The organism is Xanthomonas sp. WHRI 7065, assembly GCF_040203115.2.
GTDB classification, from domain to species: domain Bacteria; phylum Pseudomonadota; class Gammaproteobacteria; order Xanthomonadales; family Xanthomonadaceae; genus Xanthomonas; species Xanthomonas arboricola.
The window spans coordinates 2,261,650-2,284,017 of the sequence record NZ_CP168194.1 but is presented as its reverse complement, the minus strand read 5'-3'; the positions used below and the strand labels follow the sequence as shown (position 1 = coordinate 2,284,017).

Sequence of the window (22,368 nt, the reverse complement as noted above, 5' to 3'; positions counted from 1 at the left end):
GGCGCAGCTCCATACAGGCCACGCGAGCCGAGCGCCGTCGCCTGATAAGTGCACCTGACCCTATTACGGCAGCGCTATTTCAAAAATAGAAGGCGCATCCGCATAGTGTCCCGAATAATTATCTCAGCCACCTCCTCCTTTAAACCACTCTTCTGAATAGACTTTTTCAAATTTTTCCCTCGGTATCGTGACGCCCGAATTGATAGTTCTTTCAATCTCATCACTTACTGATTCCATGAATTTCAAATATTCCTTATGATGATTCGTGCCTACAGATAAGTCAGGATTCCTATAATTAAGGTGATGTCTTATATGCCACTTTATAATCGCACAATTAGCATATCCATGCTTCACCATTGTTATCAATTCCTCGGCTGCCTTTGAGGTTTTTTCTGTCAATCCATTATCACGAAAATCTTTTATGACCTCCTCATTTCTATCTTGGTAGCGCTCAAGGTTTTTGTTGTGCACCGCGACAAGCCCATGAATAAGTTGAAGTGATATTCTCTGCTTTTGCCTCAATGCTAAAAGGGCATCCTTGTAATAACTTGTGTAAATAGGATTTGACAACCCAACAACCGCTGACGGCTCAATGCCATTTAATGCGTAAAGCTGGAGGGCGCGAGCATAACTGTAGAGAACGCGTGTTGTCTCTACTTCCAAATCCTTCAATTCCTCCCGAAGCAATTTCATGATCTTGTTCGTATAGAGGTAGTTTCTTAATGCAATTGATATTTGGGCAATCACCAATGCAAAAAGTGCCGAAAAAGAAGCGATTATTAATTTATCTAACGAATCATTCGATATGTGCATAAAAAAGATATAGTAGCCCACGAAAGTCCCTGGCGCGCTCAATACTGCTCACCGCTGGTGTTTTACATCTACATATTCCTTGCAAATACGGCCAGCGACCTGCAGGGTAATTGATATGGCTTCATCTAGATCTGTTATCGGAATGTCTTTAGGAGGCTTACTAGCTTTCTCCAGCCCATGGCGCGCGCTCAGGCCAATAATGCTCATTTTGTTGCACGCAATTCTGAAACGACTTATTTCCCCAGGCGTTTTTTCGTAGCTTTCAAAATCGACACCTAATTCTCCAGCCATCCATTTGTAGGTATCATATATTTTATAAAGAGTACCCCATGTAAGTATAATCTCCTGGATGCTTCTTTTATATATTAACCCAGCAAGGAATAGTAACGTTCTTACCGCGTCGTCTTTGGCGGCCAAGTCAAAATAGTGACCCGCACTGTGCCTTGTAGGATTTGAATTTGAAGTGGTAGCTAATGGCATTGTGGGAGATGCGAAAGGATTTTCATCAATAGACCTAATGGCGTATTGCCCGCGCACATCATTCATGTTGTAAACTAGAAACTCTATCCTCATTGTTGCTATGCTGCGCAAAGAAATCCTGCGCGCTCCATTTAATAAAACTTCTAAAGAATAAATTCTGTTAGATAATTCGTAATGATCCGAAATGTGGTCTAGGTGATGACTGTAGGCTGTAAACACGTGTCCGGTGTGCTCATCATGCTCATAGCCAAGTGACAGGTGGCGAGTAGTGAAATGTTGTGAGAAATCAATGTAGTCAGATCCAGCAGCCAAAAAAATTTCACACTTATGCATTATTTAGCCCATTCAATTCAATATAAAAATTTTCTTGCACAACAAGCTTGAACCGCCCCGGGAATGTGGAAGGCTGTTTGATTTGAGTCACGCAACTTCGGCGTAACCAGCTTGTTGTCGATAGTAAGCCTCTTCGGTTTCTGCTGGCGGAATGTTCCCGATCGACCCCAGCAAGCGTTTGTGGTTGTACCAATGAACCCAATCCAGCGTGGCCAGTTCCACGTCCTGACGGTTGCGCCACGAGCGCCGGCAGATCACCTCGGCCTTGTACAACCCGTTGATCGTCTCGGCCAGCGCGTTGTCATAGCTGTCGCCCACGCTGCCCACGATGGCTCAATAATGGTTCCAAGTTCACTTCTTTACCGTCGCGCCCATACCGTCTGCCGCGCGGCAGGCATGGGCGCGACAGGTTGGCATCTAGAACTTGTAGGTCAGCCCCAGGTACGCCAGCCGGCCTGCGTATCCGCCGGTATAGAAGCGGGCGCGGGTGTCGTCGCCCAGGTGCGAGCGGGACTCCTGCTTGGTCAGGTTCAGCACCGAGGCGGTGAGGCTGAGCGCCGGGGTGATGTTGTACGCCGCGTTCAGATCGATCTGGTAGTACGGCTCCTCAAAGACGTTCAACCCGTTGACCAGGCCTTGCACCAGCTCGCCGCGACGGTTGTACGAGGCGCGCAGCAGCAGGCTGTCGGTCTCGTAGAACACGGTGAGGTTGGTCTGGTTTCTGGCGCTGCCCGGCATGGAGGTCTTGCCGACCTCGGTGCCATCCTCCAGCCGCACCGCCGCCTTGCTGGCGTCGTTGTAGGTGTAGTTGAACTGCACACCAAGACCGAATGGCAGCGTGTGCTGCGCGTAGAGCTCCACACCCTGCGAGACCGCGTCCTGGCCGCCGGCCTGGGTGCTGTAGTTCTGCACGGTGACCGGTTGCCCGTCCACCATCATGTTCACGTCGCTGATGACGTCGACCGCAAAGTTCTCCACGTTCTTGCGGAACAGTCCCACACCTGCCACCGAGCCCGGCTGGAAATACCATTCCAGCCCCAGGTCGAACTGGTTGGCCTTGTACGGCTCCAGGTTCTTGTTGCTGCCCGAGCCGTACCAGCCCTGCTCGCTGGCACCGCCGGTCAGGCGCCGGTCGGCCACGTACTCGGGACTGTAAAACTCCAGGCTGCCAGGCGCGGCGATGTCGTTGTAGCTGGGACGTGCGATCACCTTCGCGGCTGCCGCACGCAGCAGCAGGTTCTCGGTCAGGTCGTAGGCCAGGTTGAAACTCGGCAGCACGTCGGTGTAGTTGCGGTCCAGCCCGCTGACCACGAACGACTCGGTGCGTTGCACGCTGTCGGACAAACGCCAGTAGCCTTCGGTCCCGCAATAGGTGTCGGCCGGGGCGCCGCCGGGCATGGCGGCGCCCTGCTGGCAGGCCAGCGGATTGCCGTCGGCGCCATCGAAGAAGTAGTCGTTGTAAGCGGTCACCTTGTCGGTGGAATCGGCACGCTGGCCGGTGCGCGCCACCCGCACGCCGACGTTGCCACGCAGCCGCTCGGTGTGGAAGTTGAGTTGCAGGTAGGTGGAATAGATCTCCTCGTCGACGTTGTAGACGAAGTTGTCTTCGCTGCGGGTCTGCATCGCGCCGTAGGTCTGGTTCAAGTAGCCGATGTAGCCCGGGAAGTTGATCGCCGGGAACGCACTGGCGTTGACGCCACCGGCCAGGTTGTCCTGCGCGAACAGCAGGCCCGGCGAGAACTGGGTGGCGATGGCATTGCAGCGCCCGTTCCAGTAGCGGTTGTCGTAGTCGCCCGGGTCGGTGCCCGGGCACACCCAGTAGTTGTTGCCGGTACTGCGGTGGATGCCGCCGTCGCGACGCTTGAGGCCGAACTGCAGCGAGTCGACGACCTCGCCATCGAAATGCCAGGTGGTATCGATCTGCGCGTACTGCTGCTGATTGGTGTTACGGGTCCAGGACGAGCCGGTCGAGCCCAGGTCGACCTGCAGGATGCCGTCGCGCAGGTTCTGCATCAGCTGCGGCGAGAATGTCATGGACGGCGTGCCGGTCAGGTCCCAGGCGCTGGCGAAGTTGCCGTTGCTCCAGCTGCCGTCGGCGTTCTGCAGGCGCGGCTTGATCGGCAGGGAGAACTGCAGCTCCGGCCCGCCCTTGGCCCAGGTGCGGCCGACCTTGAACGCCACGTCCACCTGCTCGCCACGCCATTCGCCGCCCAGGTCCACCGTCTGCGACTGCGATTTCTCGATGTTGTAGCTGCCGGTGATCTGCGGCGTCGGCACGGTGCAATCGTCCGAGCCCCAGCCGCCCGGTGGCAGGCCGGCCGCGGCGGCCTGCGCCTCGCTGCAATAGTAGGTCTTGCCCGGACGCAGGCTGTAGGCGGCGCCGGTGACAATCGTGCCGCTGGGATCGAACTGCAGCCCGTCGAGCAGACGGCCGCCGCGCCAGTTGCCGTCGCCGTTATAGCGGGCAATGTTCCACTCGGGAATCTTGATGGTATTGGTCTGCGAGTCCTGCGACAGGTCGAAGCGGAAGTAGTTCGCGGTCAGCGTCAGGTCGTCGGTCGGCTTGAACTGCAAGGTCAGTTGCCCGCCCTTGCGCTCGCGCTCCTCGCGTTTGGCCTCCAGACTGACCGCCGTCGGCATCATGAAACCGGTGTAGTAATTGCTGTTCTGGTCCCAGAAACCGGTACCGCCCCACCAGTTGGCGTTGAAGTCCGACGGATTGCCGTTCACATCGACCGCCGGGCCGACTTCGTCGCGGCCGTACCACTGCCAGCTCTCGGTACTGGCATTGAGCGTGCGAGCGGTGCGCTTCTGCTGCGTGTAGCCCACGAAGACACCGAAGCGGTTGTCCTTGTCGTGCCACGAGTACGAAGCGGAGAACTGGCCGTCGGTCTTCTTGCTGGTATCCGACCAGGTGCCCTCGGCCGAGACGAAGCCGGAATGTGGCTCTAGTTCCAGCGGGCGCCGCGTCTGCAGGATCACCGTGCCGCCGATGCCGCCTTCGTCGATGCGTGCTTCCGGGGTCTTGTACAGCTCCGCGCTGCCCAGCAGGTTCGACGGCAGCAGCGTGTAGTTGAACGAGCGCGTGGGGTCGCCGTTGGATTCAGCGGTGGCGATGTAGTTGCCGTTCAATTCGGTCAGCACCAGCTCCGAGGACAGGCCGCGCACACTGACATTCTTGCCTTCGCCGCCGTCGCGGCTGATGACCACGCCGGGCACGCGCTGCAGCGCATCGGCCACGTTCTTGTCGGGGAACTTGCCCACGTCCTCGGCGGTGATCACATCGACCACGGCGTTGGCGTTGCGCTTCTGCTCCAGACTTTTTTCGATCGCGTAGCGGTAGCCGGTCACCGTCACCGCATCCAGGTCCGTGGCCTGCACCTCGGCCTGGCCGGTGGGCGCCGGCGTGGCGTCGGCCTGCTGGGCGGCAGCGGTGGTAGAGGCGGCGCTCGCGAACAAGACGATGGCGATACCGGCGGACAGCGTGCTGCGGTTGCGTGCGAATGGCATGCAGTTCATTTCGATCATGCTCTCCCAATAGTGATCGGCTTCGGCGGATTCCTGTCGATCCAACAATCGGACAAAGACGCCGCGCGAAGTGACGCAGAAATATCCGGCGCCGTTGCGCCCCCCCTCCTCTTGCGTCCGCTTCCACGCAGATGCAATTAGATCGTTCTAATGCCGTGGAAAGCTAAGTAGCACAGCCGATGCGGCAGCGCATTCTGCCGCGCAACAGACCAGCGGCGTTGCAGGACATCCACGATGGCCGGCCGGCCCGCCACGCTTGCACGCGGCATGGCACGGCCTACCGCGTCGCCGGCTGCAGCAGCGTGATCGCTGCAAGCAACACACCCTTGCCCGCAACCGGACGCAAGCGGTTTGCCGAATCGCCAGCACGCACCTTATTTGACACCGAGCTCAGCAAGAGGCTGGATCGGCGTGAGGGCATCGCCCACCACACGCCGCTTGGCGGCCATCGCCAACGCGATCGCCACACCGAACATGCGCGCGCTTGTTGCCTGCGTGCACGCGCAAGGGCGGCGGGGCCTGCTGCGGCATTGATGACACGCCTTGGTCGGAAGCGCATGCGCCGATGACCTGTCAACCCTGCATCGACGCCAGCGTGGAAGCGGCCCATGCCGCAAAACGACAACTTTCTGGCGCATCGACCGAGTGCGCCTATCAAGTCCGCCGGGCTCGCGCCGATATCGCTTCCATGGACAGACTCAGCATCATCGGACTGGTGCTCGCGATCGTGGCGATCGTGGGCGGCAGCGTGTTGAAAGGCGCCGGCATTTCGTCGCTGTGGTCGCCGGCTGCCTTCGTGATCGTGATCGTCGGCACCGTGGCGGCGATCCTGCTGCACACCTCGCCGGCAGTTTTCCGGCGCGCCTTCAAGATCCTGCGCTGGGTGATCCAGCCGCCGGCCAGCGACCGCCCGCAGTTGCTGGCGCGCATCGTCGAATGGAGCAACATCGCCCGCCGCCAGGGCCTGCTGGGCCTGGAAGACCAGCTCCCGCGCCAGGACGACGCGTTCCTGCGCAAGGGCCTGCAGATGCTGGTCGATGGCGTGGAGCCCGAATCCATGCGGCACATGCTCGAGATCGAAATGGATAACCAGGAGCGTCAGGATCTTGCCGCGGCCAAGGTGTTCGAAGGCATGGGCATCTATGCGCCCACGCTGGGCATCATCGGCGCGGTGCTGGGGCTGATGGCGGTGATGAAGAACCTGGCCGACCCGGCCATGCTCGGCCATGGCATCGCCGCGGCGTTCACCGCCACCATCTACGGCATCGCCTCGGCCAATCTGCTGTTCCTGCCGGTCGCCGCCAAGCTCAAGAGCGTCATCCACTGCAGCACCAACGAGCGCGAAATGGCCATCGAAGGCCTGATCGCGATCGCCCAGGGCGAGAACCCGCGCAACATCGAGTCGAAATTGGCCGGATACTTGCATTAGTCCCGTCATGGCCCGCCGTCGCAAACATCACGAAGACCATGGCAACCACGAAGCGTGGGCGATCCCGTATGCCGATCTGATGACGCTGCTGCTGGCGTTCTTCGTGGTGATGTACGCGATCTCCTCGCTCAACGAGGGCAAGTACAAGGTCATGGCGCAGGCGCTGACCACCGCTTTCGGCGGCTCGTCCACTGCCGCCAGCCCGGTGCAGATCGGCAAAACCCAGACCCTGGGCGCCGATTACGACCGCCCCTCGGTGATCAAGGCCGGCGCGCCAATGGCCGCCTCCAGCGGGCCGACCGACCCCACCCTGCTGCCGTCGATGGCCGCGCAGATGCGCATGCCGGTGTCGCTGCGCAACCAGGCGCAGCTGGCGCGCGCGCAGCGGCAGATGGATGCGGTGGCCCAGCAGCTGAGCAAGACGCTGGCGCCGCTGATCGAGCAGAAACTCATCACCATCCGCCGCAACGACCTGTGGATCGAGGTGGAGATCAACAGCGACATCCTGTTTGGCACCGGCTCGGCCTCGCTGGCCGGCAGCGCCCGCGGCACCCTGTCGGCGCTGGCCGCGGTGCTGCGCGATGCGCCCAATGGCGTGCGCGTGGAGGGGTATACCGACAACCAGCCGATCGCCACCGCACAGTTCCCCTCCAACTGGGAGCTGTCGGCCGCGCGCGCCGCCAGCGTGGTGCACCTGTTTGCCGACGACGGCGTCGCCCCGCAACGATTGGCGATGGTGGGCTATGGAGAATTCCGCGCACGTGCCGATAACAGCACTGAGGCGGGACGGAATGCGAACCGGCGTGTGGTGTTGATCATCCTCGCTGACTCGGCTGGCTCACTCGCACCCGATCCGCCATCGCAGATGCATGCGACCGCCGCCGGGGCGCCCAAGCTTCCCAAGTCTGACGGCGGCCAAACGGCCGTCACCACCGAAAGCGGCACAAGTTCCGTCCCCGCCGTAATTCAAGGAGTGCAGTGAGATGCGTATCTGGGCAATCGCCAACCAAAAGGGCGGCGTCGGCAAGACCACCACGACGCTGGCATTGGGTCGCGGCCTGGCCGCGCTCGGCCACCGGGTATTGTTGATCGACCTCGATCCGCACTCCTCCCTCACCCGCGCGTTCGGTGTGGCGATCGACCCGCCGCCGCGCGGTGTGCTGGACCTGTTCGGCACCCCGCCGAGCGACCTGGCCAGCCTGGCCCATGAAAGCGCCATCCCCGGCCTGTCCTATGTGTGCGCACAAGCCGCACTGGCCACGCTGGAACGCCGCAGCGCCAACCAGCCCGGCCTGGGCCTGGCGCTGCAGAACGCGATGACCCGGCATGCCGGCCAGCACGACTACATCCTGCTCGACTGCCCGCCCACGCTCGGCCTGCTGATGATCAACGCGCTGGCCGCCTGCGACCGCGTGGTGGTGCCGACCCAGGCCGAGCCGCTGGCACTGCATGGCCTGGCCAGCATGGTGCGGACTGCCGACATGGTGCAGCGCTCGCGTCGCCGCGCGCTGCCGGTGTCGATCCTGCCGACCCTGTTCGACCGTCGCACCCGCGCCGGCACCGAGACACTCAAGGAGATGCAGGACACCTACGGCGCCGTCGTCTGGGAAGACGCGGTGCCGGTGGATACCCGAATCTGCAATGCCGCCGCACTGACCGTCCCCGCTACCGGCGGCGACTACCAGGGCCGCGGCCTGTCCGCCTATCGCCGCGCGCTGGAATGGGTGCTAGCCGATGACGCGATGCGTATGGAGCAAGCTGCATGAGCAACCACACCGCCAACGGTGAGCTGGACGATTATCTGGAAGGCCTGTTGCACGACGCCGGCGTCGAGATCCCCGCCCCGGCTGCTGCGGCCACTGCCGCCCCTGCTGCCAGCGAAACTCCGGCGCCTGCGGACACAGACCTCGCGCTGGCCGAGCCGCCGGTGCAGGCTGCCGCGGCTCCCGAAGCCGCCGCTGTGTCGGAAGCGGCGACGTCCAACGCGATTGCCGCGGTGCTGAGCGCCGACGCGATCGCCGCCGATTTCCTCGCCGAAATGGATGCCGACCCGGCCTTCGGGCCGCCAGTGGTCGCCGCACCCAGCGCCGCGGACATCGCTGCCGACTTCCTCGCCGAAATGGATGCCGACCCGGCCTTCGGGCCGCCGGTGGTTGCCGCACCCAGCGCCGCGGACATCGCCGCCGACTTCCTCGCCGAAATGGATGCCGACCCGGCCTTCGGGCCGCCGGTGGTCGCCGCACCCAGCGCCGCGGACATTGCTGCCGATTTCCTGGCCGAAATGGATGCCGACCCGGCCTTTGGGCCGCCGGTGGTTGCCGCACCCAGCGCCGCGGACATCGCCGCCGACTTCCTCGCCGAAATGGATGCCGACCCGGCCTTTGCCACCGCTGCACCCAGCCCGTTCATGAGCACGGCCGACCTGATGGCCGAAATGGACGCCGACCCGGCCTTCGCCACGGCGGCCTCCGGCGCGGACCTGCTGGCGGCCGATCTGCTGTCGGAGATGGATGCCGACCCGGCCTTTGCCGATGCCGCACCTGCCCCGCCGGCACCGGCGCGGCCTGCGCCGGCACCGATGCAGGCACCGCACCGCGCGCCGCCGCCGCCGATCTACCCGCAAGGCCTGCAGGCACTGCTGGCTCCCGGCCAGGCCGAGCACATCCAGGCCGAGCGGCGCGCCAGCGAACGCAGTACGCGCTGGCTGCGCCTGCGCTGCGGCGAGCAGACCTATGCGCTCGAATTGCTCAAGGTGCAGGAAGTGGTACTGCCGGTACCGCTGCTGCCACTGCGCGGCACTGCCAGCGCGATGCTCGGCATCATGAACCTGCGTGGCCAGGTGGTGCCGGTGATCGATCTGGGTATGCATCTGGGCTCGGCGCCGATCAACATGGATCTGCAGACGCGCGTGGTGGTGCTGGAAGAAAACGGCGAGACCATGGGCCTGCGCGTGTCGGCGGTGGAAGACGTCACCAGCCTGACCGACCAGCAGATCGAGCCGCCGGACAACGCCCGCCTGTGCCGCATTTCCAACAACCTGTTCCGCGGCGTCGCGCGGCTGGGCCATCAGCCGATGATCCTGCTCGATGCCAGCCATCTGCTGCATTGATCCAGCGCGCAGCTGACGCGCACCTGCACGCGCAACGATTCAGCGTTAAAGCTTTCCCGCCCCCCGCCGTTAGTACGCATAGAACCATCCGTTCGGAGCAACAATGAGCACAGTGACATTGGGTGAGGATCTCGGCATCGAGACCAGCGCCGACCTCAAGCAGAAGCTTGCCGCGTTCCTGACCCAGGACGGCGACCTGGTGCTCAATGCCGGCGACGTCCGGCGCATCCATACCGCCAGCGTGCAGTTGCTCTGCGCCTTTGTGCAGACGCGCCGCCAGGCGGGCTTGCATACCGAATTCGATGGCTGCAACGACACTTTTAGAGATGCGGCCCGTCTGCTCGGCGTCACCGACGCGCTCGGACTTTCCGCATCCAATGACAACCTGAAATCTGTGGAGAACGCCGCATGAGCGCACGTATCTTGGTGGTGGACGATTCGGCGTCAATGCGCCAGATGGTCTCTTTCGCCCTCACCTCTGCCGGCTTTGCCGTCGAAGAAGCCGAGGACGGCGCCGTTGCGCTGGGCCGCGCGAAGGGCCAACGCTTCAATGCGGTGGTGACCGACGTGAACATGCCCAACATGGACGGCATCTCGCTGATCCGCGAGCTGCGCCAGCTGCCGGACTACAAGTTCACCCCGATGCTGATGCTCACCACCGAGTCGGCGGCCGACAAGAAGTCCGAAGGCAAGGCCGCCGGTGCCACCGGCTGGCTGGTCAAGCCGTTCAATCCGGAACAGCTGATCGCCACCGTCCAGAAAGTTCTGGGTTAATCCTTACTCGCTTCACCATCGGATCTCACGCCCATGAGCATGGACCTGCAACGTTTCCACGCCACCTTTTTCGAGGAAAGCCGCGAAGGGCTGGACGCGATGGAGGCCGGGCTGTTGTCCCTTGAAGAGGGCAACCGCGACCCGGAAATCATCAACTCGGTGTTCCGCGCTGCGCACTCGATCAAGGGCGGCGCGGCCACCTTCGGTTTCGAATCCGTCGCCGGCCTGACCCACGTGCTGGAGACGCTGCTGGACGAGCTGCGCTCCAACAAGCGCCAGCTCGAACCCAATGCGGTCGATGCCATGCTCGGCTCGGTCGACGTGCTGCGCGCCCTGCTGCGCGAAGCCGAACACGGCACCCCGGCCGACCCGGCCGCGGTCAAGGCCGTGCATACCCGCTTGAACGCCGTGCTGGCCGGCGAAGCGCCGACCGCCGCTGCGGTCGCCAAGCCGAAGGAAGAAGAACCCGAAGCCTGGCATATCGGATTCACCCCGGCGCCGTCGCTGTTCATGAGCGGCAACGACCCGCTGCGCATCATCCGCGAGCTCGAGCACCTGGGCCCGCTGCAGATTGCTGCGCGCCTGGAGCGCATGCCGGGCTTTGAGAACATCGACCCGCTTGAAGCCTACCTGGCCTGGGATCTGGGCCTGATCGGCAAGATTCCGCGCAGCAAGATCGAAGATACCTTCGCCTGGGTGGTGGACGATTGCGAGCTGGACATCCGCCCGATGGCGGTGCCCGGCCCGCCGCCGAGCCTGGCCGTTGAAGCCGTTGTCGCGGCGCCGGTCGCTGTCGCTGCGGCACCCGCCGCCGCTGCCGAACCTACCGCCGCTGCTGCCGCCACGCCCGCCAAGGCCGCCGCGGCCGAAGCGGAAACCTCGATCCGCGTCAGCGTCGACAAAGTCGATGCGTTGATCAATCTGGTTGGCGAGCTGGTCATCACGCAGGCCATGCTCAAGCAGGTCTCCACCGGCCTGGATCCGGCGCACGCCGAACAGCTGTTCGCCGGCCTGGATCTGCTCGAACGCAATACCCGCGACCTGCAGGAAGCGGTCATCGGCGTGCGCATGCTGCCGGTGGATGCGGTGTTCCGCCGCTTCCCGCGCCTGGTCCGCGACCTCTCCAGCCGCCTCGGCAAGCAGGTGCGCCTGCGCACCATCGGCGAAGGTACCGAGCTGGACAAGGGCCTGATCGAAAAGATTGCCGATCCGTTGGTGCACCTGGTGCGCAACTCGATCGACCACGGTCTGGAAATGCCCGATGCGCGCCGCGCCTCCGGCAAGGACGAGACCGGCACGATTACCCTGGCGGCCTCGCATCAGGGCGGCCATATCGTGATCGAAGTCAGCGACGACGGCCGTGGCCTCAATCGCGCCAAGATCCTGGAAAAAGCGGCCGAACGCGGCATCGCCGTGCCGGACAACCCGACCGATGCGCAGGTGTGGGATCTGATCTTCGCACCGGGCTTCTCCACCGCCGATGCAGTGACCGATCTGTCCGGCCGTGGCGTGGGCATGGACGTGGTCCGCCGCAACATCCAGGGCCTGGGTGGCGAAGTGCAGCTGGAAAGCAACGCCGGAAGCGGTACCCGCGTGCTGATCCGTCTGCCGCTGACCCTGGCCATCCTCGACGGCATGACCGTGTCGGTGGCCGGCGAAACCCTGATCCTGCCGCTGGCCTATGTGCTCGAAGCCCTGCAGCCGGCACCGGAAGACATCCGCTCGATGGCCGGCGACGGCCGGGTGCTGCGGGTCCGCGGCGAGTACCTGCCGATCCTGTCGCTCACCGATTACTACGGCTTCGGCGGGCAGCAGTCCTCGCAGGAACCGCTGGTGGTGGTGGTCGAAGGCGATGGCCAGAAGATCGCGCTGGAAGTGGACGAACTGCTCGGCCAGCAACAGGTGGTGGTCAAGAACATCGAGAACAATTACCGCCGCATCCCGGGCGTGTCCGGCGCCACCATCCTGGGCGATGGACGGGTCTCGCTGATCGTGGACATCGGTGGACTGGTGCGCTCGCTGCGCGTGCCGCAGGCCGCATGAGACGCCAAGCCACGCAAGAACTGCAATGTGATCCCTTCTCCCACCAGGAGAAGGTGCCCCGAAGGGGCGGATGAGGGTACGAGCACAGCCACGCGCAGTCGGAGTTACACGCAGCTGCGCCGTTACCCTCGCACTACCCCTCTCCCGCAGGAGAGGGACTCGAAGCACCCAGGCCGCCACTTTGTGCGGCAACGACAGAGCCCTGGCAGCGATGCCGGGGCTTTGTCGTTGCTGCGTCTGTGTGACCTGTTTTTGCTGCCTGTCTGCCTGTGGGTGAGCACGCCTGCCTGCGCGCGGCGTGCTCAGCGTTGGCCGTCCGCGATCTGCAACGTGAGCTCAGGTCAGCTCGTTCCTCACCCCGCTCTCCACACGCGCACTGCGCAGCGCGTCACATCTAAAGAACGCAAGCGGGCGGGCAGACGCCGGCAAGCTCAAGAAAGCCGGCTAGCGAACGCTACCGCTGTAGTTCTTCACCTCCCTCCCTCCCGAGAACACCATGAAATTTCTGCACTCCCTCAACGTCGGGCGACGCCTGGCGGTGGCATTTGCGTTGCTGATCGTCCTGCTGGCCGGTTCGACCAGCCTGGCGCTGTACGAATTCAAGACCGTCAAGAACCAGGTCTCGATCATCATCGAGATCAACAACCGCAAGGCGCAGCTGCTCAACCAGATGCGCGAGAGCAATATGCTGGGCGAGCGTTACATCCGCGACTTCATGCTGGCCTCGCCGCAGCAACAGCCCGCCATCGACGCACAGCTCAAGGCCAATCGCGCGCACTACGCCGAGTTGTGGGCTGCGCTGAAACGCCTGCCGACCACCGCCGATGGCATGCGTGCACGCCAGACCATCGAAGACAGCCTCACCGCCGCCCGCGCCACCAACAACCGTCTGCTCGGCATGATCCGCAGCGGCGATCTAGATGGCGCCAAGCAGCTGTTGCGCGGCGAAGCACAGCCGTTGCTGGAGCGCCGCTCCAAGGCGATTGGCGCCGCGGTGGAACTGCAGAACGCGCAGAACGCCGCCGGTGCCGCCGCCATCCTCGGCAGCGTGGCGCTGGCCAACCGCGCGTTGATCGCCTTCGGTCTGTTGTCGGCCGGCCTGGCCGCCGCACTGGCCTGGCTGATCTCGAGCAGCCTGGTGCGTCCGTTGACCCAGGCCACCCAGGTCGCCGACGCCATCGCGCACGGCAAGCTGGACAACCCGATCGGCCCGCAGCCTGGCGATGAACCCGGCCAGTTGTTGACCAGCATGCGTGGCATGCAGGACCAGCTCAAGGCGGTTGCCGCCGCACAGCAGGACATGGCGCGCCGCCACGACGACGGGCAGATCAGCTTCCGCATGGACGAAGCGGTGTTTCCCGGCGAATACGGCAGCATGGTGCGCGACACCAATGCCCTGGTCGATTCGCATATCGCAGTGAAGATGAAGCTGGCGCAGATCATGTCGCGCTATGCCATCGGCGACCTGAGCCAGGACATGGACCGCCTGCCCGGCGAGAAGGCCGTGCTCTGCGACACCATGGACGCGGTCAAGCGCAACCTGTTTGCGATGAACAGCGAGATCAAGTTGCTGGCCCAGGCCGCAGCCAACGGCGATTTCAGCGTGCGTGGCGATACGCAGCGCTTCCAGTACGACTTCCTGGCCATGGTGGAGAGCCTCAACCAGCTGATGGCCACTGCCGATGGCAACCTGGGTGCCCTGTCCAAGGTGCTGCAGGCGATTGCCGCCGGCGACCTGACCGAGCGCATGCACGGCCAGTTCCACGGTGTGTTCGCGCAGATGCGCGATGACGCCAACGCCACCACCGAGCAGTTGTCCGGCATCGTCGGGCGCATCCAGCACGCCACCACCTCGATCAATGCGGCCGCCAGCGACATCGCCGCCGGCAACAACGACCTGTCGCAGCGCACCGAGCAGCAGGCGGCCAACCTGGAAGAAACCGCCGCCTCGATGGAGGAGCTGACTTCCACCGTCAAGCAGAATGCCGAAGGCGCCCGCCAGGCCAACCAGTTGGCGATCGGCGCAGCCGGCGTTGCCTCGCAAGGTGGCGAGGTGGTCAGCAAGGTCGTCGCCACGATGGCCGACATCCAGGCGTCGTCCAGGAAGATCGCCGACATCATCAGCGTCATCGACGGCATCGCCTTCCAGACCAATATCCTGGCCTTGAATGCGGCGGTGGAGGCAGCGCGTGCCGGCGAACAGGGCCGTGGCTTTGCGGTTGTGGCCAGCGAAGTGCGCACGTTGGCGCAGCGCTCGGCCGGTGCGGCCAAGGAGATCAAGCAGCTGATCGACGACTCGGTGGGCAAGGTCGCCGAAGGCTCGGTGCTGGTGAATCAGGCCGGCACCACCATGACCGAGATCGTGGCCAGCGTGCAGCGTGTCACCGACATCATGAGCGAGATCTCCGCCGCCTCGCAGGAACAGTCGGCCGGCATCGAACAGGTCAACCTGACCGTGACGCAGATGGACCAGGCCACCCAGCAGAACGCGGCATTGGTGGAAGAAGCCACCGCCGCCGCCCGCGCAATGGAAGCACAGGCCGGGCAGCTCTCCGATGCGGTAGCGATCTTCAAGATCCAGCCGAACGCGGCACTGCCGTCGGCAAGCCGCACACCCGCCCCGCGGCATCTGACGGTGGTTTAAGCCGCAGGAACCTGCCTCCGTCCCCTCGTCCGGTGCTGCACACCACCTTCTACCGCGGAGAGAAGCAAACGCCCTGTCCGGCTTGACACGTCGGCATCGACACCCGAAACGCCCTGATCCTGTCGGGGCGTTTTGCCATCCGGCAGCGACTCGCAGACGGACCACACCACCCCCGCGATCGCCAGGCACTGCTGCCGTTGGTCGAAAGGTGATCAAGCACAAGCTTCGGCGGCCGATACCAGGAGCAATGAGGGCTGCCTGGCCCGCGCTACGTCCAAGGAAGTCCGCATGCCTACCGTCAACTCACCACGCTCTGCCCGCCACATGCTGGGCTCGGTGTTCGCCGTCGCGCTGCTGGTTGCCAGCGTCTCGTTGCCGCCGTCCTTCGCAGCACCGGCCGCGCCGGTCTCGGTCCTGCTGGACAACGTGCCGATGAGCGCGCTGCAGTCGCTGGCCATCGACCTGGTGCAGTTGCGCGACGACCAGCGGGCGCAGCTTGCCGCAGCGCACGACCCTGCCCGCATCGAGGCCTATGACGAGCGCCTGGGCAACCTGCGTCAACGCATTGCACGGCATGCGGGCTATTTTCAGGCCAGCGCGCCGCAGGGCGAACAGGCGCGCCAGTTCGCGCTGGTGCAGCAGCAGTTGGGCCAGTACCTGGCGCAACATCGGCAGGCCAATCGCGCCCTGCACGATGGCGACCTGCAGTCTGCGCAGGCCCTGTCGCTGGGCCATGCCGGCGACACGCGCCAACTGCTGTGGACCGAACTGCAGACCCTGCAGCAGTCGGTAGCCAGCGTGGGCAACACGCAACGCAACTGAGCACTGCCCGCACTGCGAGCCCGGTGGCCGCAGCGGCGTTGCAGCATTCCCGGTTAGCCAGCCCGGCGCTGCGCCACACCACGCGGCCTGCCACGCAGGTTCGCGTGCATCCTGCCCTGCCCGGCTGATCCCGGTGCCGTATGCCCTGCCCGCGCGGGTGCGCGCAATCGCCGCACGGCCCCGGCAATCGGATGACATGCCCGGCGTACAGCTACCGCCGCCTCGAAAACCGCTGAAAAGCCGCCGTCGGACCGGCTGTCGCGCAGTGCTCAACATTTTGGGGATCAGGTCGCTATTCGACTTATCCCGGTCACATTCCTTTGCTGGATACCTGCCATGACCTTCAAGACCACGATTGCAAACACGCTGGCCAACGTTCCGCTCAAGCGCAAGTTCCTGGCGCAGACCGCGCTGGTGGCGCTGGGCATCATCGCGCTGGCGGTGATCGCCGCCCGCATGCAATACGTGGATCTCACCGATACGCGCCGCGATGGGCTCAAGAGCCAGATCGAGATGGCGATTGCGGTGGTCAACGGCTACGCCGAGCGCGCCGAGAAGGGCGAGATGGACGTGGACAGCGCCAAGAAAGCCGCGCTGCATACCTTGTCCACCATGCGCGCACGCGGCGGCGTGGATTACATCTACGTCACCGACCAGACGCCGGTGATGCTGATGCACCCCATCCGCCCGGATCTCAACGGCAAGCCGCTCAACGATGTGCTGAGCCCGGACGGCAAGCGCATTTTCCCGGCCTTCGTCACTGCGGCGCAGGCCGGCGGCGGCTACGTCGATTACGCCTGGGCCAAGCCCGGCGAAAAGGAGCCGGTGCAGAAGACCTCGTACGCCGCGCTGTACAAGCCGTGGGGCTGGGTGATCGGCACCGGCGTGTATCTGGACGACACCCAGTCGCAGGCGCTGGCCTTCACCGGCGTTGTCACCCTGGCCGGCGGCGTGCTGGTGCTGCTCAACCTGCTGGTGGGCTGGCTGATCGGCAATTCGATCCTGGAGCCGGTGTCGCGTGCGCTCGCTGCCATCAAGGGCGTGGCGCGTGGCGACCTGAGCGTGCGCACTGCACAGCACGGCAACGATGAAATCGGCCAGATGCTCAAGGCCACCGACGACATGGTGCACACGCTGGAGCGCTTCTCCGCGCAGACCAAGGTGATGGTGCACATGCACGCCGGCGAAGACGTCGGCCACCGCATGCCCACCGATTTCCCCGGTGTCTACGGCGAGCTGGCCGGCGGCATCAATACGATGATCTTCGAACACCTGGACGCCATCATCGATGCGATCGGCATCCTCAACGAATACGCGCAAGGCGACCTGTCGCGCGACGCCGCGCGCCTGCCCGGCACGCGTGCGGTGCTGCACGAAGCGATGGATGCGGCCAAGGCCAGCCTGCTGGCGATTAACACCGAGATCAAGCGCCTGGCCCAGGCCGCAGCCAATGGCGACTTCAGCCAGCGCGGCGATGCCACGCGCTTCAAGCACGACTCGGCGCGCATGATCAACGACCTCAACGCGATGATGGAAGTCAGCGACCGCAACCTGGGCAAGTTGTCCGAGCTGCTGGCCGCGCTGGCCGAGGGCGACCTCACCGCGCGCATGGACGGTCAGTTCCACGGCGTGTTCGCACGCATGCGCGATGACGCCAACACCACGGCCACGCAGCTGGCCGGCATCGTCGGGCGCATCCAGCAGGCCGCCGGTGCCATCACCGGGTCGGCCAGCGAGATCGCCGCCGGCAACAACGACCTGTCGCAGCGTACCGAGCAGCAGGCTGCCAACCTGGAAGAAACCGCCGCCTCGATGGAGGAGCTCACCGCCACCGTCAAGCAGAATGCCGAGCACGCACGCCAGGCCAACCAGCTGGCGATCGGCGCCGCCTCGGTGGCCTCGCAGGGCGGCCAGGTGGTCAGCCAGGTGGTGGACACCATGTCCGGCATCCAGACCTCGTCCCGGAAGATCGCCGAGATCATCTCGGTCATCGACGGCATCGCCTTCCAGACCAACATCCTGGCCTTGAACGCGGCCGTGGAAGCGGCGCGTGCCGGCGAACAGGGTCGCGGCTTTGCGGTGGTCGCCAGCGAAGTACGCACGCTGGCGCAGCGTTCGGCCGGCGCGGCCAAGGAGATCAAGCACCTGATCGACGACTCGGTCGGCAAGGTGGCGCAGGGTTCGGCGCTGGTGGATCAGGCCGGCAAGACCATGGCCGACATCGTGTCCTCGGTGCAGCGCGTGACCGACATCATGAGCGAGATCTCCGCCGCCTCGCAGGAACAATCGGCCGGTATCGAGCAGGTCAACCTCACCGTCACCCAGATGGACGAGAGCACCCAGCAGAACGCCGCGCTGGTGGAAGAAGCCACCGCCGCCGCCAACGCCATGCAGCAGCAGGCGCAGCAGCTCGATGAGGCGGTGTCCAGCTTCCGCGTGAGCGTTGCCTCGCCCGCACAGCGCGGCAGCAGCCGTAGTACCGCGCGCGCGGAGGCCTTGCGCGTCGCCAGCTGACGACCGCCCGATCGCTCCCGCACCACCTCCCTCACTTCGAAGCCACGCCCATGCCCTCGTCCCCCACGCAATCCCGCTCCAGCGGCAGTCTGGCGTACCGCCTGATGCTCGGCACAGCCGTCGCTGCATTGCTGTGCTTCGGCCTGACCGCGGCGATCAGCTACTGGCAAAGCAGTCGCGCACTGATCGCCTCGGCACAGACCACGATGCAGAACGCCGCACGCTATCAGGCCGAGCAGATCGGCAGCGAGCTGGGACAAGCGTTCACCACCGGCCAGTCGGTCGCCAGCGCCTTGCTCGCGCAGCGTGCGCATGGCGGGGTGAGCCGCGCGGCGGCGTCGGCGATTGTGCACGACCAGTTGCAGAACCATCCCGAATGGGTGGGCATGGGCACGTTGTGGGAGCCGCAGGCCTTCGACGGCAAGGACGGCGACTATGTCGATGCCGAGGGTCACGACAACACCGGCCGTTTCATGACCTACTGGGCCTACAACGGCCAATCGCTGATCCGCGAACCCCTGGTCGGTTACGAAAAACCCGGCGACGGCGACTGGAACCTCAAACCGCGCGAGCTGGGCCGGCAGATCGTGGCCGGCCCCTACGATTACCAGATCGGCGGCAAGCCGGTGCTGATGACCACCTTGTCCACGCCCATCATGGATCAGGGCAAGTATGTGGGCGTGGTGTCGGTGGATTTCGCCCTGGCCGCGTTGCAGAAGCGCTTGAGTGCCTTGCGTCCGATGGACGACGGCTACGTCGAGCTGATCTCGCCCGCCGGGGTGATTCTGGCCTCGCGCGACGCTGCGCGGATCGGCAAGCCGGCCGACGGCGCCGACTATCGCGCGATGCTGGCGGCCACCAGGGCCGGCAAGGACTATCTGGATTTCACGCCGGATGCCGCCGGCACCGTCAGCACCTATGTGCCGTTGCAGATCGGCCAGGCGCAGGAGCGTTTTGCGCTGGGCGTGGTGGTGCCGTATGCGGCGATCATGCAGCAGGCACATCGGCTGTTGTGGACCATTCTGGCGGTTGGCCTGGGCTCGGCGCTGGTGCTCAGCCTGGCGCTGTTCGTACTGTTGCGGCGCCAGGTGGTGGGTCCGCTGGATGCCGCTGCCAAGGTGGCCGATGCGATTGCCTCCGGCAAGCTGGACAACCAGATTGCCGCGCAGCGCCAGGACGAAGTGGGCCGCCTGATGGGCGCCATGCAGCGCATGCAGACCGACCTGCGCCAGCGCATCGAACGCGATGCGCAGATCGCCAACGAAAACCTGCGCATCCGCACCGCGCTGGAACATTCGGAAATGGAAGTGCTACTGGCCGACGAGCAGCATAATGCGGTGTTCATCACTGAGGCACTGCACACCTCGTTCAAATGCGGCGAAGCGGCGTTTCATGCCAAGGGCCAGCAGGGCTTCAGCGCCGACGCGGTGGTCGGCAAACCGCTGGACTACGTGTTCGGCAGCGATGCCGACGGCAAGGCGCGCTTGCAGCGCCTGCAGCAACTGCAGTCCACCACGCTGGAGCGTTACACCTTCGGCCCGGTGACGCTGGACCTGACCATGACCCCGCTCTACGCCGCCGATGGCCATCGCAGCGGCAGCATGCTGCTGTGGCGCAATGTCAGTGCCGAAGTCAGCACGCAGGCAGAGGTCGCCGCGCTGGTGCAGTCGGCGCTGATGGGCGACTTTGGCCAGCGTCTGGCGCTGGACGACAAGCACGGCTTCTATCTGGAATTCGGCCGTCAGCTCAACGGCTTGCTGGAAACCACCTCGCAAGGCCTGGAGCGCATCTCCCGCCTGCTCAGCGCGCTGGCCGAGGGTGACCTCACCGTGCGCATGGACGGGCAGTTCCAGGGCGTGTTCGCGCGCATGCGCGACGATGCCAACGCCACCGTGGCGCAACTCACCGGCATCGTCTCGGGCATCCAGACCTCGGCCACGCAGATCAACGCGGCCGCCAGCGAGATTGCCGCCGGCAACAGCGACCTGTCGCAACGCACCGAACAACAGGCCGCCAACCTGGAAGAAACCGCCGCCTCGATGGAGGAGCTCACCTCCACCGTCAAGCAGAACGCCGAGCACGCACGCCAGGCCAACCAGCTGGCGATCGGCGCGGCCGACGTCGCCTCGCATGGCGGCGCGGTGGTGGCGCAGGTGGTCACCACCATGTCCGGCATCGAGGTCTCGTCGAAGAAGATCGCCGAGATCATCAGCGTCATCGACGGCATCGCGTTCCAGACCAATATCCTGGCCTTGAACGCCGCGGTGGAAGCGGCGCGTGCCGGCGAACAGGGCCGCGGCTTTGCGGTGGTCGCCAGCGAAGTGCGCACACTGGCGCAGCGCTCGGCCGGCGCGGCCAAGGAGATCAAGCACCTGATCGACGATTCGGTCAGCAAGGTGGCGCAGGGCTCGTCGCTGGTGCAGCAGGCCGGCACCACCATGGCCGAGATCGTCGCCAGCGTGCAGCGCGTCACTGACATCATGGGCGAGATCTCCGCCGCCTCGCAGGAGCAGTCCAGCGGCATCGAGCAGGTCAACCTGACCGTGACCCAGATGGACGAGGCTACCCAGCAGAACGCTGCACTGGTGGAAGAAGCCACTGCCGCTGCACGCGCGATGGAAGAACAGGCCGGCCAGCTGACCGATGCGGTGGCGGTGTTCAAGCTCAGCCACGCCGGCAGGCCGGCGGCGATTGCGCCTGCCGCCAGACCCATGGTCAGCGCGGTTGCGCCATCCACCCGGGCGCCGACCGACAAGAAGCGTGCGGCGGTACCGGCGCGTCACCCCACCCGCAAGTCGCCCGGCAGTGTCGCCGGCAACGACAGCCAGTGGCAGGATTTCTGAGTGCAGCGTCTGCAGCTGCGCACGCGCGCAGCTGCGACGCGGGATGAAGCACATCCACATCGTCATATCGCTGAGCTGACACCTGACCCCACTGCCCTGCCCGGCTCCGGCCATCGGCCACGCTTAAAGATTCAGCCGCCGTTGCCGTTAGCGAGGAAGACATCGGCGGCCTGCGCCCCAGCGCAGCAGCCGGTCCAGCAGCGCATCTGCCTGGTCGCCAGACCTGCACATGCGCCCGGAGATTCGCGCGTTCCAGGGGTCGCCATGAAGCCATGCCTTGTTGCCAGCTGTGTTGTGCTGTGTTGCGTCGTCGGCCATGCCCGCGCCGAAGATCCGATCGCCACCGACCGCCCTGATTTCGTCGAGTCCAGCCTCACCGTCGGCGACCGCCGGCTGCAGGTGGAAACCAGCGTCGCCTGGGAGCGCGATGCCTCGGTCGACGGATATTCCACGCCCACGCTGTTTCGCTACGGCCTTGGCCAGAGCTGGGAACTGCGGCTGGAAACCGATGGCTGGCAGCGCATCGACGCACCCGGCGAGACCAGCGTTAGCGGCATGTCCGATGTGTCGCTCGGGGTCAAACACCATCTTGCCGGGTCCGACGACGGCAAGGCCTCGCTGGCCTGGCTACTGCATGTGGACCTGCCCAGCGGCGCCCACGCCCTGCGTGGGCACGGTGCACGGCCATCGTTGCGGCTGGTGGCCGAATGGGAGCTCAGCGACAGCCTCTCGGCCGGGCTGATGCCCGGCGTGGTGTGGGACGACGATGGGCAAGGCAACCGCTACACCGCCGGCATCTTCGGCGCGGTACTGGGCAAGGCCTGGAACGAGCGCGTGCGCTCCTTCGTGGAAGTGGCATTGCCGCAGGTCGCCAACAGCGAGGACGGCGGCACCGTGGCATTGCTCGATGTCGGCTCGGCCTGGCTGCTGAGCAACGATGTGCAACTGGATGCGGTGTACAGCCGCGGCCTCAACGATCGCTCACCGGATCACGCGCTCGGCGTGGGTCTGTCTTTCCGCTTCTGAAACAGGCCGC

The 22,368-nt window shown here is 64.5% G+C and carries 14 protein-coding genes and 2 pseudogenes; 12 read left to right on the top strand and 4 right to left on the bottom strand.

Annotation, left to right across the window (positions count from 1 at the left end; translation table 11 throughout):
• Window positions 1-123: 123 nt before the first annotated feature.
• The 4 genes and pseudogenes from ABQY64_RS09790 to ABQY64_RS09775 all read right to left on the bottom strand — a co-directional run bounded on the left by ABQY64_RS09790 (window position 124) and on the right by ABQY64_RS09775 (window position 5,199).
• On the bottom strand, window positions 124-834 hold the full coding sequence (locus ABQY64_RS09790; RefSeq protein ID WP_349780721.1) for a hypothetical protein: 711 nt from the start codon (window positions 832-834) through the stop codon (window positions 124-126).
• A 27-nt stretch (window positions 835-861) separates the two neighbouring features.
• The gene (locus ABQY64_RS09785; RefSeq protein ID WP_349780720.1) at window positions 862-1,626 is read right to left on the bottom strand and encodes a hypothetical protein; all 765 of its coding nucleotides are present in this window, start codon (window positions 1,624-1,626) and stop codon (window positions 862-864) included.
• 87 nt (window positions 1,627-1,713) lie between these two features.
• Window positions 1,714-1,953, bottom strand: a pseudogene (locus ABQY64_RS09780) (integrase core domain-containing protein); the annotation flags it as partial.
• 90 nt (window positions 1,954-2,043) lie between these two features.
• Complete coding sequence (locus ABQY64_RS09775) at window positions 2,044-5,199, bottom strand: TonB-dependent receptor (RefSeq protein WP_349780727.1); 3,156 nt, start codon at window positions 5,197-5,199, stop codon at window positions 2,044-2,046.
• A gap of 643 nt (window positions 5,200-5,842) precedes the next feature.
• Between ABQY64_RS09775 and ABQY64_RS09770 the strand changes: the two genes are divergently transcribed.
• The 12 genes and pseudogenes from ABQY64_RS09770 (at window position 5,843) to ABQY64_RS09715 (ending at window position 22,358) form a co-directional block, all read left to right on the top strand.
• Window positions 5,843-6,583: a flagellar motor protein gene (locus tag ABQY64_RS09770; protein WP_026064871.1), complete on the top strand. Its 741-nt coding sequence runs from the start codon at window positions 5,843-5,845 to the stop codon at window positions 6,581-6,583.
• A 7-nt stretch (window positions 6,584-6,590) separates the two neighbouring features.
• The gene (gene motD / locus ABQY64_RS09765) at window positions 6,591-7,565 is read left to right on the top strand and encodes a flagellar motor protein MotD (protein WP_039515497.1); all 975 of its coding nucleotides are present in this window, start codon (window positions 6,591-6,593) and stop codon (window positions 7,563-7,565) included.
• A 1-nt stretch (window position 7,566) separates the two neighbouring features.
• Window positions 7,567-8,349 carry a ParA family protein gene (locus tag ABQY64_RS09760; RefSeq protein WP_024937682.1) on the top strand — a complete coding sequence of 261 codons (783 nt, stop codon included), beginning with the start codon at window positions 7,567-7,569 and terminating at the stop codon, window positions 8,347-8,349.
• Window positions 8,346-9,692: a chemotaxis protein CheW gene (locus tag ABQY64_RS09755; protein ID WP_166773559.1), complete on the top strand. Its 1,347-nt coding sequence runs from the start codon at window positions 8,346-8,348 to the stop codon at window positions 9,690-9,692. Before ABQY64_RS09760 ends, ABQY64_RS09755 begins: the two co-directional genes overlap by 4 nt.
• Before the next feature lie 103 nt (window positions 9,693-9,795).
• Window positions 9,796-10,104: a lipid asymmetry maintenance protein MlaB gene (locus tag ABQY64_RS09750; RefSeq protein WP_039521431.1), complete on the top strand. Its 309-nt coding sequence runs from the start codon at window positions 9,796-9,798 to the stop codon at window positions 10,102-10,104.
• Entirely contained in the window at window positions 10,101-10,466 is a 366-nt protein-coding gene (locus ABQY64_RS09745; RefSeq protein ID WP_002806565.1) for a response regulator, read from the top strand. Before ABQY64_RS09750 ends, ABQY64_RS09745 begins: the two co-directional genes overlap by 4 nt.
• Window positions 10,467-10,499: 33 nt before the next feature.
• Window positions 10,500-12,509 (top strand): chemotaxis protein CheA, encoded by a 2,010-nt coding sequence (locus ABQY64_RS09740; protein WP_349780718.1) that lies wholly within the window; start codon window positions 10,500-10,502, stop codon window positions 12,507-12,509.
• Between the two features lie 496 nt (window positions 12,510-13,005).
• Window positions 13,006-15,141: pseudogene (locus tag ABQY64_RS09735) on the top strand (methyl-accepting chemotaxis protein); the annotation flags it as partial.
• A gap of 300 nt (window positions 15,142-15,441) precedes the next feature.
• Window positions 15,442-15,975 (top strand): hypothetical protein, encoded by a 534-nt coding sequence (locus tag ABQY64_RS09730; protein ID WP_102584576.1) that lies wholly within the window; start codon window positions 15,442-15,444, stop codon window positions 15,973-15,975.
• Window positions 15,976-16,311: 336 nt separating this feature from the next.
• Window positions 16,312-18,489 (top strand): methyl-accepting chemotaxis protein, encoded by a 2,178-nt coding sequence (locus ABQY64_RS09725; RefSeq protein ID WP_349780716.1) that lies wholly within the window; start codon window positions 16,312-16,314, stop codon window positions 18,487-18,489.
• Window positions 18,490-18,539: 50 nt separating this feature from the next.
• Window positions 18,540-21,332: a methyl-accepting chemotaxis protein gene (locus tag ABQY64_RS09720; protein WP_349780715.1), complete on the top strand. Its 2,793-nt coding sequence runs from the start codon at window positions 18,540-18,542 to the stop codon at window positions 21,330-21,332.
• 264 nt (window positions 21,333-21,596) lie between these two features.
• The gene (locus ABQY64_RS09715; protein ID WP_167705239.1) at window positions 21,597-22,358 is read left to right on the top strand and encodes a transporter; all 762 of its coding nucleotides are present in this window, start codon (window positions 21,597-21,599) and stop codon (window positions 22,356-22,358) included.
• Window positions 22,359-22,368: the final 10 nt, after the last annotated feature.

What these genes read in the sequence shown, in the direction of transcription:
- motD (WP_039515497.1), top strand. Translation starts at nt 6,591, where the DNA reads ATGGCCCGCCGTCGCAAACATCACGAAGACCATGGCAACCACGAAGCG.
- ABQY64_RS09715 (WP_167705239.1), top strand. Translation starts at nt 21,597, where the DNA reads ATGAAGCCATGCCTTGTTGCCAGCTGTGTTGTGCTGTGTTGCGTCGTC.
- ABQY64_RS09720 (WP_349780715.1), top strand. Translation starts at nt 18,540, where the DNA reads ATGCCCTCGTCCCCCACGCAATCCCGCTCCAGCGGCAGTCTGGCGTAC.
- ABQY64_RS09730 (WP_102584576.1), top strand. Translation starts at nt 15,442, where the DNA reads ATGCCTACCGTCAACTCACCACGCTCTGCCCGCCACATGCTGGGCTCG.
- ABQY64_RS09725 (WP_349780716.1), top strand. Translation starts at nt 16,312, where the DNA reads ATGACCTTCAAGACCACGATTGCAAACACGCTGGCCAACGTTCCGCTC.
- ABQY64_RS09740 (WP_349780718.1), top strand. Translation starts at nt 10,500, where the DNA reads ATGAGCATGGACCTGCAACGTTTCCACGCCACCTTTTTCGAGGAAAGC.
- ABQY64_RS09770 (WP_026064871.1), top strand. Translation starts at nt 5,843, where the DNA reads ATGGACAGACTCAGCATCATCGGACTGGTGCTCGCGATCGTGGCGATC.
- ABQY64_RS09785 (WP_349780720.1), bottom strand. Translation starts at nt 1,626, where the DNA reads ATGCATAAGTGTGAAATTTTTTTGGCTGCTGGATCTGACTACATTGAT.
- ABQY64_RS09750 (WP_039521431.1), top strand. Translation starts at nt 9,796, where the DNA reads ATGAGCACAGTGACATTGGGTGAGGATCTCGGCATCGAGACCAGCGCC.
- ABQY64_RS09755 (WP_166773559.1), top strand. Translation starts at nt 8,346, where the DNA reads ATGAGCAACCACACCGCCAACGGTGAGCTGGACGATTATCTGGAAGGC.
- ABQY64_RS09760 (WP_024937682.1), top strand. Translation starts at nt 7,567, where the DNA reads ATGCGTATCTGGGCAATCGCCAACCAAAAGGGCGGCGTCGGCAAGACC.
- ABQY64_RS09745 (WP_002806565.1), top strand. Translation starts at nt 10,101, where the DNA reads ATGAGCGCACGTATCTTGGTGGTGGACGATTCGGCGTCAATGCGCCAG.